The sequence below is a fragment of the Bacillus alkalicellulosilyticus genome, from assembly GCF_002019795.1.
In the GTDB taxonomy this organism is placed as follows: domain Bacteria; phylum Bacillota; class Bacilli; order Bacillales; family Bacillaceae_F; genus Bacillus_AO; species Bacillus_AO alkalicellulosilyticum.
The window spans coordinates 577,768-593,060 of the sequence record NZ_KV917381.1; the positions used below are offsets into that span (position 1 = coordinate 577,768).

Annotated in this window: 10 protein-coding genes; 9 read left to right on the forward strand and 1 reads right to left on the reverse strand. The window is 38.4% G+C overall.

Features of this window, described 5'->3' with window-relative positions; all coding sequences use genetic code 11:
• Positions 1-147 precede the first annotated feature (147 nt).
• Together BK585_RS02935 and BK585_RS02940 are read left to right on the forward strand one after the other, a co-directional pair.
• Complete coding sequence (locus BK585_RS02935) at positions 148-2,373, forward strand: McrB family protein (RefSeq protein WP_078551696.1); 2,226 nt, start codon at positions 148-150, stop codon at positions 2,371-2,373.
• Positions 2,348-3,808, forward strand: a complete 1,461-nt coding sequence (locus BK585_RS02940; RefSeq protein WP_078551698.1) for a DUF2357 domain-containing protein — start codon at positions 2,348-2,350, stop codon at positions 3,806-3,808. Before BK585_RS02935 ends, BK585_RS02940 begins: the two co-directional genes overlap by 26 nt.
• 34 nt (positions 3,809-3,842) lie before the next feature.
• On the opposite strand, the gene BK585_RS02945 is transcribed toward BK585_RS02940, so the two are convergent.
• A complete protein-coding gene (locus tag BK585_RS02945) occupies positions 3,843-5,699 on the reverse strand; it encodes a sialate O-acetylesterase (RefSeq protein ID WP_078551699.1) in 1,857 nt (618 codons plus the stop codon).
• Between the two features lie 94 nt (positions 5,700-5,793).
• Between BK585_RS02945 and BK585_RS02950 the strand changes: the two genes are divergently transcribed.
• The 7 genes from BK585_RS02950 (at position 5,794) to BK585_RS02980 (ending at position 15,196) form a co-directional block, all read left to right on the forward strand.
• Entirely contained in the window at positions 5,794-6,045 is a 252-nt protein-coding gene (locus BK585_RS02950; protein WP_078551701.1) for a hypothetical protein, read from the forward strand.
• 128 nt (positions 6,046-6,173) lie between these two features.
• Positions 6,174-7,181, forward strand: coding sequence for a LacI family DNA-binding transcriptional regulator (locus tag BK585_RS02955; RefSeq protein WP_078551703.1), 1,008 nt, complete (start codon positions 6,174-6,176; stop codon positions 7,179-7,181).
• A 266-nt stretch (positions 7,182-7,447) separates the two neighbouring features.
• Complete coding sequence (locus BK585_RS02960) at positions 7,448-8,782, forward strand: ABC transporter substrate-binding protein (protein WP_078551705.1); 1,335 nt, start codon at positions 7,448-7,450, stop codon at positions 8,780-8,782.
• An 82-nt stretch (positions 8,783-8,864) separates the two neighbouring features.
• The gene (locus BK585_RS02965) at positions 8,865-9,755 is read left to right on the forward strand and encodes a carbohydrate ABC transporter permease (protein WP_078551707.1); all 891 of its coding nucleotides are present in this window, start codon (positions 8,865-8,867) and stop codon (positions 9,753-9,755) included.
• A 6-nt stretch (positions 9,756-9,761) separates the two neighbouring features.
• Positions 9,762-10,592 carry a carbohydrate ABC transporter permease gene (locus tag BK585_RS02970; RefSeq protein WP_078551709.1) on the forward strand — a complete coding sequence of 277 codons (831 nt, stop codon included), beginning with the start codon at positions 9,762-9,764 and terminating at the stop codon, positions 10,590-10,592.
• A 17-nt stretch (positions 10,593-10,609) separates the two neighbouring features.
• Entirely contained in the window at positions 10,610-11,944 is a 1,335-nt protein-coding gene (locus tag BK585_RS02975; RefSeq protein WP_078551711.1) for a GH1 family beta-glucosidase, read from the forward strand.
• 105 nt (positions 11,945-12,049) lie between these two features.
• Entirely contained in the window at positions 12,050-15,196 is a 3,147-nt protein-coding gene (locus BK585_RS02980; protein WP_078551713.1) for a hypothetical protein, read from the forward strand.
• The last annotated feature ends 97 nt before the right edge of the window (positions 15,197-15,293 follow it).

Below are 15,293 nucleotides of genomic sequence, written 5' to 3' on the forward strand. Positions count from 1 at the left end.
TCGATAATAATTCTAATTCCATTGTCGTCTGATGTCAAGGGATAACTCGGGTCGTGCCAGGCACCACCCGAAACGGCTCGAACAGTGTCGAACACACATATGGTACAATACCCTCAGGGAAGCCATACTATACAGAAGGTGAATTGAATGCTAAATCTTACATATTTTCAAACGGTTTTTAATAATGATAATACGGAAATGCGTTGTCGTCAGGTTCTTGATGAAATATCCCCAGCAGTGAAGCTGATATTTGAAAGATTTATTTCATCTACGGGTCTTTCGCTAGGTAGTGAGTATTTTATAAGAAGTTATGATACAACGTTATCAACAACATACAATGATGCGAGAAATCCTACCTATGCTGAGAAGAAAAAGAACTCGGATATAGGGCGAAAATACTTTATTGGCCTTTATCGGAGAGTGGATGACCGAGAATATAATATGCTTACGCTTGAGTTCAATGGCATGAATCAAGTTGTTAGTTTTTATACAGAATTAACGTTTATCCCAATGTGGTCGTGGGTCAAAAACAATAAAATTGAAGATGTGTTATCGTCGATTCCGGAGGGTTTCTCGATTACATCAAGCAGCAAGGATTTACCACTCGTTCTAAGAGAAGAACTAGTTTCTTTTGTGAAAAGCTGTGTGAAGCCACGGAAGCGTCCTTGGTTTCAAGTTGGGACAATTCTACCACTACAAGGGGAAATGGCAGAAGAGGATGTAGTAAATAAGCTGTCACAAACATGGAAAGAACTTGAGGGTTTTCGTGCGTATGTAAATGAAGAAAGTGATATCGCTAAGCACGCCTATGACATTTTATTATCAATTGCAGAAGTTAGAGATATTAAGGAAACAGAATTACTTGGTAGGAAATATGCAGTTGAAATTTCAGAAATTGATGATGCGAAAGACCATGTTAAACGTCAATCGATTCAAATATTCGATGGCGAACAGTTAATTACAAAGGGTTATATTAACTACTTCTTTTATCAAAATAAAATATCCCCAAACCAAGTCATTGCATTTCAGCTAGAAGGGCACAATCATATTTTCACAGGATCAAGGGCTGTCTTGGGGAAAGGAGTCATCGAATGGTGGATACCTAAGCTGTTTGCTACGCAAAATTTAGATAATCAAAAAGTGATGCAGTATGCGATGGAGTTATTGCGGGACCATCAGTTTAAAGTAGAGGGCAATCATTATTATGTCGGTAGTTTTGATAATGAGACCGATACCTTTGTCGAAGGAACAAAAGCCGTTAAAAAGAATTTTATTGATTCAGCACTTCTTTTTGCCCATGCAAGTGAGCGTCTTGAACTGCCAACAGATGAGAATGGTATAGGGGTCCCTGGGGAGACGGAAGGTCCGGATTCAAGCGCTGTTGAACCGAATTTTAATTTCCAAGCGATATATGAGACGATTTCAACGAGCCAGTTCACGTTCTCAAAAGAGATTATCCGAGATCTACATTTGAACCTGACAGCTCTTGATGATAAACATTTTGTGTTACTAAGTGGCATATCAGGAACCGGAAAAACGCAGCTTTCTCGATTATACGCCAATGCTGTTTACGGTCTTGAATATGAGCAAAACAATCCGTATTTAACGATAATCCCAGTTCGCCCAGATTGGACGGATGCCAGCGCTCTTTTTGGATATTATAGTTCGTTTGAAAAGCGCTATGTGAAAACAGAATTCCTTTCCGTTCTTTTGCATGCGTTAAAAGAAAGGGACAAGCCTCATTTTATTTTACTTGATGAAATGAATCTTGCTCGTGTTGAGTATTATTTGAGCGACTATTTAAGTGCTGTTGAATCGAGAAAAGAGGTCCCGTTGCATCAAGATGAGGAGACAACAGATATCCCACAAAAAATAATCATTCCACCAAATGTGTATTTGTTAGGGACAATTAATGTGGATGAAACGACGCACTCCATATCTGATAAAGTACTAGACCGTGCTTTTGTAATGACGTTATCTGATGTTGATTTTGAGACGTACTGGAATCGGGTTAGTCCTCACATTAAGGGGGCACTTGAAAAAGAATTTCTCCTCCTTAAAGATTTACACAGTATGCTACTGCAATTCGAGCTTCACTTTGGCTATCGGACCATGGGGGAAATGCTTAATAAATTATATGCGAATAGGCAATTGCCTGAAGAACACCAGTTAGATTCCATTGATGCATTAGACCGTGTTATTTCTGAAAAAGTGTTACCCAAGGTGCGTGGTGATGAACGCATTAGTGACTTGTTAGAACAGCTTGAACGGTGGTTAGTTCAAGAGTTAGAAGGGAATTCGATTTCTCTTACGCATGTGAAGCGAATGAAAGAGGAGTTGAGTTATTATGGAGCCACTCAATTTTGGAGATGATGTTCTTGAAGTACATGATGTCAGCAGAGGGTGGATTCCATTTCAAGAAGGGCACTTCATAGAAAGTACGGATTATAAACTAAGGTATCACGGAGAGCAAAAAGAGGTCCTAATCTTAGGACTTCCATGGCCATTTTATAAAAAAGAAAACAAGCATATGGCTCAATTTACTACTCCATTTCAAAGCGGTGTTTTTGAGATTAGATTCGGCAATCAGACGATTACATCGTACATTTATCCAGATGACCGAAAAATGACTGAACAACAATACGACCTGATGCTTACAGAAATACTAGAGGAGTCAAATAGTTGTTTTCAACGAAGTGGTTTAACTGTAAACGTCGATGCCTCTGGAAAAATGCGTGAGATGTCGTGGACACAGTGGAGCTATATAGAAAGAGCGTTTCACCAACTAAAACAAATCGTCACAAAAGTAATGAAGCAACCGATTCGACGACTTGAAAAACAAGTCGTTGTCATGCAACGAGAAAAAGTGCAACGAGTAGAAAAGGTGACGATGCACTGGCTAGATAAAGCAGGATACGGGATAGATATCCCTAAAATGATTCAAACGGATAAGACATTTGAAACTGTGAATGTATTTGAAAATCAAGTGGTGAAGCAACAGCTTTATGGTTTGTATCGATTGTTAACAAGATATGAAACGATAGATATAAAAGAAGTTGCTGATAAAGCGAAGATATATAAGACGATTACTTTGCGTTGGCTAAACAGTTCTTTTTTTCAAGGTGTTTCTGAACACGAAGGTCCTTATACAATTACCCAGAAATTTCGAAAGCACCCCGTCTATCGGTTGTGGTATCAGTGGTTTACTAAACTCTATCAACACAGCAAAGAGGGAATTGGACTTTCATATCCTATCCCACTTAAAGATACATTTCAGTTGTATGAAATGTGGTGTTATATGAAAGTTGTGAAGGTACTAAGAGAAGCGAATATGCTTGAAGATACAAGCGACTTATATCGCCAAACGAAAGACGGTTTATTTCTGAATTTAGCTGAAAATTACCAAAGTCGAGTGAAGCTAAAGGGAGGTAATTCGCTTTATTTTCAGCGAACGTATCAATACAACTCCAACCCATATTACACATTTACACAGAGAATGATTCCAGATATAGTCCTTGAAGGTGAAAAGGGCATTATCGTATTTGACCCGAAATATCGAGTTTCTCACAATCTCGGAACCGCGTTGGGAGAAATGCATAAATACCGTGATGGCATCCTTCATCGTGAATCAGGGGAAAGGGCGGTTAGAGCTGTATATATTTTGACGCCAACAAAATCCGAGGACGCAGAAACTATGAGGTACTTTCAAGATACCTTTCTTAAAAAGCATCAGATGGGAGCGTATCATTTGCTGCCGGGAGTAGAAAATGAAGAGCTGGAAGAACAAATCTTGAAGAGTATGAAGTGAGTTCGGGTGGTGCCTGGCACCACCCGAAAAATCTTTACACCTCCGTACTAAACGGGGATGCTGGAAGTCCTTCTTGGTTATAGAGATTTGCGCCTTCTGGGTTGTCTGTCCAGGCATAACGAACATGCTGTGGTTCACTAATTTCCTCGTTACGAACGAGGACCGTATCCCCCTCGATTGTAGCTGAAGCATCAACATAGTTTTTGTCTGCTCCGCAAATCGAAAACTGCTGTAACTCGCCATCCTTTGCGACAAGTCCATTCCCTACATGATCAAACGATAAACGAATCGCGTTGCCTTCACGTTCCATTTGTTTATAAATAGGACCACTGTATACAATCTCTTCGCCATACACAAGATTTTGAGCACATAAGGCGAGACGTTGACCGAGCGTTTTTTTATCTTGTGGATGTAAGTCATTGTATTCACCAATGTCAATTGTGACCGCCATCGCAGTATGTGGGACAGCAAGTGATTTTCGCTGTTCTTCTCGAAGTTCTGCCCAGTTCGTCGGTTTATGGTCCGGATCATCGGATCTGAAATTTGCGAGCTGTGTAAAAAGAAAAGGAATGTCTCCCAACTTAAACGTATCTCTCCAATCAGTGACAAGATGTTGAAAAAGCTTATGGTAGCCTTTAGGTTGAGCGGTATTAGATTCTCCTTGATACCAAAGAACGCCGCTGACTGCAACACCCGCAAGCGGAGCAATCATATGGTTGTACACTCCAGATGGCTTATATTGAAAGAACGTCGGTGGAGCTAGTGTATCGGTGATAGCTCCGATTTTAAATTTCCAAGTGCCATCTAACGGACACTCTTCTCCATTGGAAATGATTTTATAAGGCATATCCTTTATAAATTCACCTGTCGTTTGTGTACTGATTACTCGGACCGTAATCGTGTTTTTACCAGGTCTTAAAAGGCTTTTTGGAATCGGGTACCTTCTTGGAGGGTATTTGTACCCAGTAGTGCCGACGAGAACTCCGTTAATATATGTATCATCCGCATCAACGATTGTTCCTAGTTTGAGCATCGCCTCACCTTCAGTCATTGAAGCTGGGAGGTCAAACTCTTTGACGAACCAAACAGATCCTCTTATCGCTTCAAGTTCACTGTGTTTCCATGAGTTCGGAACAATAAAATCATTCCAATCCGAAACAACCGTAGATTCTTTAAACCACTCAACACCTTGTAGGCCGATGTCCTGAGCATTTAAGTGTTCATACCACTTGTCATGGCGTTCTTGATCGCTTTTTTGGGTAGCGGCGACATACTCATCATCCTTATTTTTCTCCATTTCAACTTCATATCCGCCAAGCTTCCTTAATGTACTTTCCTTCATCCAAGCTTCGATCGGGGTTCCACCAACTGCAGTTAAAATTAGTCCAATGGGTACACCATATTTTTCATATAATTCGTTTGCAAAGAAATATCCAACGGCACTAAAATGCATGACATCAGAGGGTGTAGCACTTATCCAATTTCCGCCTTCTACCATTTGTTTTGGTTCATGAAAATTATACTGTTGAGGAACAGCGAATTGCCGAATGAAAGGTTGGTTAACCGCTTTCATTTCTTCAGAAAATAAATCGAGTGTTCTATTTATTGGAATTTCCATATTGGACTGGCCTCCAAGGATCCAAACATCCCCAATTAAAATATCATCTATGATGACTCTTTCATCTCCTTCAATCACCATTTGATAGGGACCACCGGCTTGTTGAGAATCTATTGAAATTGTCCAATCGCCATTAGAATCTGCAATCGTTTGGTATGTATTTTCGTTAAATGTAATTGAGACATTTGATGAAATAGTCGTTTGACCTGTAATAGAAATGGGTTGATTACGCTGTAATACCATCCCATTGCTCAAGATGCTAGAAATTTTCATGCTTTTCCACCTTTCAAAGTACGTACTCGTGATAAAATAATCATATGGTTTGATTCGTATCGTGTCAAAATATATGTACAAAGGGGGAAATCTAGTGGAACTATCCTTACTTCTTATCTTTATTGTATTAATCGGTTTTATTAAAATAAATAATAAATTGCATGAAATAAACAAGCCAAATCAAAGTTTATTCAAAGTAAAGAACAAAGTGGATGGTAAATCATATACGGTTTACGCGATAGAAAAAGAAGAGGGCGGTACAAAATTTTTAGTATATGAGAATAACGAATGGACATGGGTGTATTGTGATAAATACCTTCCATATGATGTTGATGTAATTAAGTAGGGTGGTGCCTGTTCGGGTGGTGACAGGCACCACCCGAAAAATGTCGAAAAAAAGGGGTTGACGGCGTTGGTGAATGATGTATATAATCAAACCGAAAGCGCTTCCGATTTTAGCAAAGGGGCATTACTATGACTACAATCTATGATATAGCAAAAAAGACAGGTTTTTCGATTACAACCGTATCAAGAGCGTTAAACAACTATACAGATGTAAGCGAAAAAACGAAAAAGAAAATACTTGAAGCAGTAGAAGAGATGGGGTACTATCCAAACAATGTTGCCCGTTCTTTGACAATGAAAAAAACATTTACGATTGGGGTAATCTTTGTTGAAGACTTAGGGATAGGAATGAAACATCCCTTTTTTGGAGGAGTTATTGAGAGTTTCAAACAACAGGTAGAGAAGGTTGGCTATGATGTTATCTTCTTAAGTAAGCATTTGGGTGGAGAAGAAAAGAGTTATATCCAACATGCACTTCATCGCGGGGTCGACGGCGTAGTCATCTTCAGCTCAGAAAAGGATGACATAGAAGTACAAAAATTAATAGACTCATCTTTGCCAACAGTCGTAATTGATTTATATAGTAAGAAATCTAGCGTTGTATATAGCGATAATGTTCACGGGAGTGAATTAGCCGTGCAGCATCTCTATGATTTAGGTCATCGAAAAATCGCTCATATTTACGGACATCAAGCTTCATTTGCTGGTTTAGAAAGACTAAAGGGATTTTATAGCGCAGTTAAAAAACTTGGGCTCACAATACCAGATTCATATATCGTAGACGGACATTACTTTTCCTATGAAAAGGGCTATTCTGCGATGGAAACACTATTATCGCTTGAAGACAGGCCAACTGCAGTATTTGTTGCTGGAGACTTAATGGCCATTGGAGCGATATCAGCGATACGAACTTTTGGTTTACAGGTTCCAGACGACATATCCATTATTGGTTTTGATGATATTGAATTAGCCAAATATATCACACCAGCCCTAACAACAATTAAGCAAAATACAGATTTAATCGGGGAAAGTGCTGCAGATGCACTATTAAATCAAATAGACAAAAAAAATAAAGTATACACCGCCGTTACGATTCCTGTTGAACTAGTCATAAGGGATTCGACAAAAGCAATCTAATATAAAATGATTAATTCGAAGCCTTCATAGAATAGTTGTCTATCAATTGTTCTACTAACAGGCTTCGATACATATATTTTTTTAAAACATACCCAAAGCGCTTTCGTTTTAAAGTAAATCGAAAGCGCTTTGGATAAAGCTTATCTTCACTGTCTCAACTTAAAATTGTTTCAATAGCGCTTAATAGTACTAGATTATTTTCAAACATTATGCCGAAAGCGCTTTGGAAATATATATTCTTTTTTAAGAAAAGGGGGAAATGTAAGGTGAAAAAAGTATGGAGTTTGGTAGCAGCATCAATTCTTAGTGTGGGTCTACTCGCAGCTTGTAGTGGGGAAAGTAGCAGTTCTGAAGGAGGAAGCAATAGCGGTTCAAAGGAAAAATTAACAATTTGGTCTTTTACTGACGAACTAGAAGATGCGATTGAGGTATTCGAGTCTCGTCATGATGTGGATGTGGAGTTAACGATTATACCAATTGAAGATTATCCAACCCGTTTACGACCAGTTCTTGAAAGTGGAAGTGGCGCACCAGATATTTTTACAGGAGAAATGGCATTTATCAAAGATTGGGTAGAGCAGGATTATTGGGAAAACCTTTCAGCAGACCCGTACAATGTTGATTCACTTAGAGGAGATTTTGTTGAGTATGTTTTTGATTTAGGTAAAAATTCAAACGGTGAAGTGAAAGCGTTATCATGGCAAACAACACCAGGTGGTATTTATTTTAGAAGAAGTATTGCTAAAGAAGTTCTTGGTACAGATGACCCAAGTGAAATCGGCAATATGTTTACCTCAATGGATGGTTTATATGAAGTCGGGGAAAAAATGAAAGCTGCCGGTTATCGCCTATTTCCTGATGAAGGAGCGGTTCGTTGGTTTGCCCAAGGACAAAACCCTCAGCCATGGGTTAATGAAAAAGATGAACTTATCATGTCAGAAGGACGTATGAACCATTTTGATTATGCAAAACAACTTCGTGAGTTAGACTTAACTGCATTTGCTCCAGAATGGTCACCAGCTTGGTTCGCGGCAATGGATGGACCAATAAATTATAATGCCGGTTGGGATGAGGTTGATGAGAATGCTTCAAATGAGGTAGAGGTGTTTGCTTATGCGTTACCGACATGGGGACTTCATAGTGTGTTAAAGCTTAATACAGAAGAAACATATGGAGACTGGGCAGTAACGAACGGACCGAACCCGTACTTCTGGGGTGGAACATGGGTCGGTATTTACAGTAATTCCGATAAAAAGGAACTAGCTTGGGAGTTTGTAAAAATGATGACTCATGATGAAGAGTTCTTAACAGATTGGGCTACAGAAACTGGGGATGTCCTTTCTTACTTACCAGTTACGAGCAAAATTAAAGATGACTTCAGTGATGAGTTTTTAGGTGGACAAAATAACTACACGTTCTTCCTTGAAGAAGCTCAGTCGATTAATCCAGGTATTGTAACGAGATATGATCAGCAAATTGATGCCATGTTTGGAAATGCAGTGGGCGATTATGTGGAAGGTGCAAAAACAAAAGAAGAAGCCATTCAAGATTTTTATAATGCTGTCAAAAATGCATATCCTCACATTGAATTACCTAATTAAAATAGTGTGCAAGGGGGAGCTAAGTCTCCCCTTTATGACTTCAGTTATTTAAGCGTTTTTCTGATGAGAGGGGGAGTTGAGAATGAAAAGAATAGACTACTATGGGTATGCCTTTATTTTGCCCTTTTTTCTCGTTTTTGTTACGTTTACGATTTATCCTATTCTCTTAACTTTTTATTATAGTTTTACAAGTTACTCAGGGATGGGAAGCCCAGATTTTATTGGGTTAGCTAACTATGCAAGGCTTGTGACCGATACATTTTTTCTACAGGCTTTCTTCAATACGCTTTATATTTGGGGAATTAATTTTATCATCCAAATTGGGATTGCCTTGTTATTAGCCATTTTATTTTCTGACATTCGACTAAAGATGAAGGGGCTTGGCTTTTTTCGGGCCGTATTTTACTTACCTAACTTGATAACGATTGCTTCCGTTGCTTTATTATTTGGTATTTTACTAGATTGGCATCACGGAACAATTAACCATCTACTATTAGACTTAGGGATTATCTCACAACCTATTAACTGGCTTAATAATCCTACGACAGCAAGGTGGTCAGTGGCATTAATTGGGGCGTGGATGTGGTTTGGGCATACGTTTATCATTTTAATGGCTGGGATTTCTGGGATTTCAAAAGATTATTTTGAGGCCGCATTAATTGATGGCGCGAATCGTTTTCAAATGTTTATAAAAGTAACGCTACCTTTGTTAAAACCAATTTTACTTTATGTCTTAATTACATCACTTATCGGTGGACTGCAAATATTTGATTTACCGATGCTAATAACAGATGGACTAGGTGCTCCTCAAGGGTCTTTAAATACAATGGTTCTCTATTTATATAACCAAGCGTTCCGTTTTAATAATTATGGATACGCCGCAACAGTGGCTTATGGATTATTTGTAATAACCGTTCTTTTCTCATATGTCACATTTAAAGCGATGTACCGAAAAAGTGCGAAAGAGGGGTGAAGATAAATGGAGAAGAGAAAGATTGTTAAAGGGATTATTTATATTATTTTAATCTTGCTTGTGGTTATCAGTTTTATCCCATTTTATATGATGATTATCAATGCAACTCGCTCGACGCAAGAAATGTTGCGCCATGGTTTCACGTTAGTTCCAGGTTCATCGTTACTAGAAAACTATGAAGTTCTTCTTAGCTATATGAATCTATGGCGTGGTTTTGCCAATAGCTTGTTCATTGCTGTATGCGTCACGATATTAAGCTCATACTTTTCTGCTTTAACCGCCTATGGTTTTGCGATATATAAATTTAAAGGAAGTAATTTCTTATTTGTCACGGTGCTCGTGTTAATGATGGTTCCAGGACAATTAGGGCTTATCGGTTTCTATGATTTGATTAAAACAATGGGATTTCTTGATACGTATGTGCCTTTAATTATTCCAGCAATCTCATCCCCGTTTATTGTCTTTTTCCTACGTCAATTTCTAGTGACAACGATGCATCGTTCATTGCTTGAAGCTGCTAGAATCGATGGTGCAGGAGAGCTATTAATCTTTCACAAAATTGCGTTTCCGATTTTAATGCCAGCTGTAGCCACAATGGCGATTTTTACGTTCATTGGCTCATGGAATAACTACATTATGCCACTCGTTGTGTTATTCAGTCCTGAAAAATACACTTTACCAGTTATGATGGGTGCTTTACGTGGGTCGCAAGTCGCTCAAAATTTAGGAGCGATGTATTTGGGGATTGCTATTTCCGTTGTTCCTATTATGATTGCGTTCTTATTTTTATCAAAATATATCATTAGTAGTATTTCTGCAGGTGCAGTAAAAGAATAAATGGAGAGGAGTCTAAAATGAAACAGTTCGCTAACGAATTTATATTTGGAACATCAACGTCTTCCTATCAAATTGAAGGGGCTTTTAATGAAGGTGGTCGAAGCTTATCCGTTTGGGATACTTTTTGTGCCATCCCAGGAAAGGTTTTAAATCAAGATAACGGGAACGTGGCTTGTGATCATTATCATCGCTATCAAGAGGACGTGCAACTAATTAAAGAACTTGGGGTTGATTCATATCGTTTTTCGATTGCCTGGCCCCGGATTTTTCCTGAAAAAGGGATTTATAACGAAGAAGGTATGCTGTTTTATAAACAACTCATTCACGAGTTAAACGAAGCTGGAATAAAACCATTCCCAACGTTGTATCATTGGGACTTGCCAATGTGGGCGTATGAAGAAGGAGGATGGGTCAACCGAGAATCCGTTTCTTGGTTTCTCGAATTTGCCAAAACATGTTTTGAACAACTCGATGAGCATGTGTTTTCATGGATTACCCACAATGAGCCTTGGTGTGCGAGCTTTTTAAGCTATCACCAAGGCTACCATGCTCCTGGTCATATGAATATAGAAGAAGGACTGAAGGCAGCACATCATATTTTATTATCTCACGGTGAAGCTGTTAAACTTCTTAAACAAGAATTGCAATCAAGCACTCCAATTGGAATTACTCTGAATCTAGCACCAGCTTATGGAGTTAAAGATACTTATAATGATATGGTCGCTAGTAACAATGCCGATGGCTACACCAATCGCTGGTTTTTAGACCCGATTTTCAAAGGAAGCTATCCAATCGATATGGTTAACCTGTTTTCGAAGTATGTTCATGATTTTAGCTTTATTCAAGTGCAAGACCTTGAAACGATATCAGTTCCTTGTGACTTTTTTGGTATTAACTATTATTCACGCGCGTTAGTAGAATTTGCGGGAAACCAAAGTTTGCTTTTTACTAATGCTTATTCCGATTATCCGAAGACGGTTATGGGCTGGGATGTGTCTCCTGAGGAATTTAAACAACTTATATACAGGTTGAGACGTGACTACACGGACTTACCAATTTATATTACTGAGAATGGTGCAGCGTATGATGACATTTTGGAAGATGATGGGTCGGTGCATGATCAAGAGAGAGTCGATTATATAAATCAGCACATCACTGCGATTCAACAAGTAAATGAAGAGGGACTAAACGTGGCAGGATACTTTTTATGGTCACTATTTGATAACTTTGAATGGGCTTTTGGCTATGAGAAGAGGTTTGGGATTTTTTACGTTGACTTTGCAACCCAACGAAGGTATTGGAAAGATAGTGCAAGGCAATATCAACAAATTATTAAAAATCGTGGATTGTAACGAATAGGTTACACAAGTTCGAACAAATCATTGATCCGATTCATCTCAAATTGAAAAAAACGCTCAATAACTACGTAAAACTTTTAAGCAAAGGTAGGAGAACCCATGTACCGTTTGACTGATAACCAACACTTTGAAATCAAACAGTTTCAACAATGTCCAACATTTTCAAGCTTTTTACCTGGAATAGCTGGAGTTAACGGGATCCCAATGTGGGTCTTTTATGTAAACCGTGGGCAAGCAATTGCTAGCTTTGGTGTGCAAGATAAGGATCATGCGATTATGGAATTTTTCCCTGCGGATAAGTCCTATCAATTCGTACATCTAAATGGCTTTCGTACATTTCTTAAAATAACCGACCGCACTGAAACGGTTTTTATTGAGCCGTTTTCACCTCAAGATAAAAAGAACTCGAGCCATACCATGACGATTTCTGAAAATAAAATTAAACTTGACTATACGAACGAAAAACATGGGATTTCGATGATGGTTGAATACTTTATTCTTCCGCAATCCCCAATCGCTGGGCTCGTTCGCCATGTCACTTTGAAAAATATATCTTCAACAGAAAAACAAATTGAAATGCTAGACGGTCTACCATCAATTCTCCCAAGTGGAGTTTTCAATGGGGCATACAAAGAGTTAGGACATACAATAAAAAGCTGGTTTGATGTATATAACCTGGAACACAATATTCCGTTTTATAAGCTTCGGGGAAGTATGGAAGATAGTGCAGAAGTGAAGGAAGTTGAAAAAGGAAATTTCTACGCAAGTCTGTTGTCCTATCGAAACACTGAACAAAAGCTAAAGCCGATCATTGACCGAGATTTAGTGTTTGGTACAGATACCTCGTTACAAGTACCAGAACATTTTATTGATACATCAGTAGAAGCTATTCTTTCTGGTGAGGCTCATTCTACAAATAAGGTATCGTGTGGATTTAGTGGAGTTGTCGCAGACTTACAAGGTAATGAAGAGCTTCAATTAATGACGATACTAGGACACGCTGAAAACAAAGAGAGAGTAAATGAATTTGCGACTACGCATTTATCGTTGTCTTATTTACTTTATGCTAAAGAAATAGCTGAAAGTATAACGGACGACGTAACCTCAAATGTAGCGACTAAAACCGCAAATCCTATCTTTGATGCCTATACACGTCAAAGCTTTTTAGATAATGGTCTTCGTGGTGGATTTCCAATGGTATTTCAAGACCAAGACAGAAAGAAAGTCTTTTACTTATATTCTAGGAAACATGGAGACTTAGAGCGAGATTATAATTTCTTTTCGATAAGCCCAACTTATTATTCGCAAGGGAATGGCAATTACCGCGACATCAATCAAAACCGGCGTTGCGATGTCTTTATTGAACCAAAGGTAGAAGATTATAACATTAAACTTTTCATGAACCTTATTCAATTAGACGGCTATAATCCTTTAGTTGTAAAAGGAGTCCGCTTTTATCTAGAGGATGTAAGTAATGTCGCCCAGTTTGTTTCAATAAAAGATGAGGCAAAAGTTAACTCCTTTTTTTCGTCCTCCTTCACACCAGGGGAGTTGAAGCATTTTATCGAAAATGAAATGATTGAGCTTACCCTCCCTTTTGAACAATTTCTTTCTGAAACATTACTTTCTGCTGATGAAATTCCAGAAGCGGAGTATGGAGAGGGGTTTTGGATTGACCATTGGACCTATAACCTAGACTTACTTGATAGTTACTTAACAATTTATCCTGATAAGAAAAATGAAATGGTGTTTGGGGATGGCTATTGCTTTTTTGACAGCCCTGTTAAAGTGAAAAAACGTAATGAAAAATATGTGACTAGCAACGGTAAGATGAGGCAATATCATGCTATTGAAAAGGATAAGGAAAAGCTCTCCCAAGCCAATGCTAACAATGGCGTTTTATGGGTAAGAGAAAAATATGGCGAAGGTGACATTTATACAACAACGCTTTACTCGAAGTTGGTATTGTTAGCACTTGTGAAAACAGCAACGATGGCACCGTATGGATTAGGAATTGAAATGGAAGCTGATAAACCAGGTTGGAATGATTCACTAAATGGCTTGCCCGGAATGTTTGGTGCCAGCACATCGGAGCTATTTGAACTTAAACGTCTCCTTACTCTTTTGCTTGAAATAGAGAATGAAAAGAAAGTAGGCATTCCAGTGGAGGGAGACAGGCTCTTCCAAGAGGTTGTTGCAGAAATGAAGAAGCTTCAAACGTTAGAGATTGATGAAAATAAATATTGGAACAACATCACTGAAATCCGGGAAGCTTATCGAAACGAAGTATATCGTGGAATTAAAGGGAAAGATGTGAGTTATTCTTTAACGAATCTTAAGCCAATGCTTACTCTTTTGTTACAGCGAGTGGAAAGCGGAATCGAAAGACTTTCAGATTACGGTGAATTGCCACCTACTTATTTTTACTTTACACCTACAATCAACGATAAGGACGAAATGACATGGCAACCTTATCCTGTCACACCTTTTTTAGAAGGTATCGTTAAATCTTTAAAAGTGAAAGACGATAAAGAGCAAGCGATGAAATTGTATCAGGCCGTTCGAAAATCAGACATATATGATAAAAAACTTCAGATGTACAAGACATCTATGTCCATTAAGGACGAACCAAATGAATTAGGAAGAGCCCATGCGTTTACACCAGGGTGGCTTGAAAATGAATCAGTTTTTTTACACATGGAATATAAATATTTGCTAGCTGTGTTGAAATCTGAACTATATGAACCATTTTTTGAAGATATGAAGCATGCTCTTATTCCATTTATAGACCCTGACATGTATGGCAGAAGTATATTGGAGAATTCATCATTTATTGCAAGCAGTGCTAACCCAGACACAAGTCTACATGGTAGAGGATTCGTGTCGAGATTAAGTGGATCAACAGTAGAATTTCTAAATATGTGGTTTGAGATGTTCGCAGGAAAAAAGCCATTTACTATAGATGATGCCCAAAGTTTAATTTGCCAATTAAAGCCGATCCTTCCATATTGGCTATTTGATGAAAGCGGGGAAGCATCTTTTACATTCCTAGGTTCTTGTAACGTCACATATGTAAATGAAAGTCGTAAAAATACATTTGGGACGAATGGGGTCAACCCAGTTGAATACGAACTCACATATCAAACTGGTGAAACGAAAGTTATTCAAGGCTCAAGCGTTGAGGGGACACATGCTTTATCAATAAGAGATGGTAAGGTAGAACAAATAAGAGTCATATTACGCTAAAAGGTACCTATTAAAAAGGACATGTCTACACCATAGGCAAGTCCTATTTTTTTAACAAAAATAGCTAGTTTCATACCCGAATAGCGTTAAAAATAGG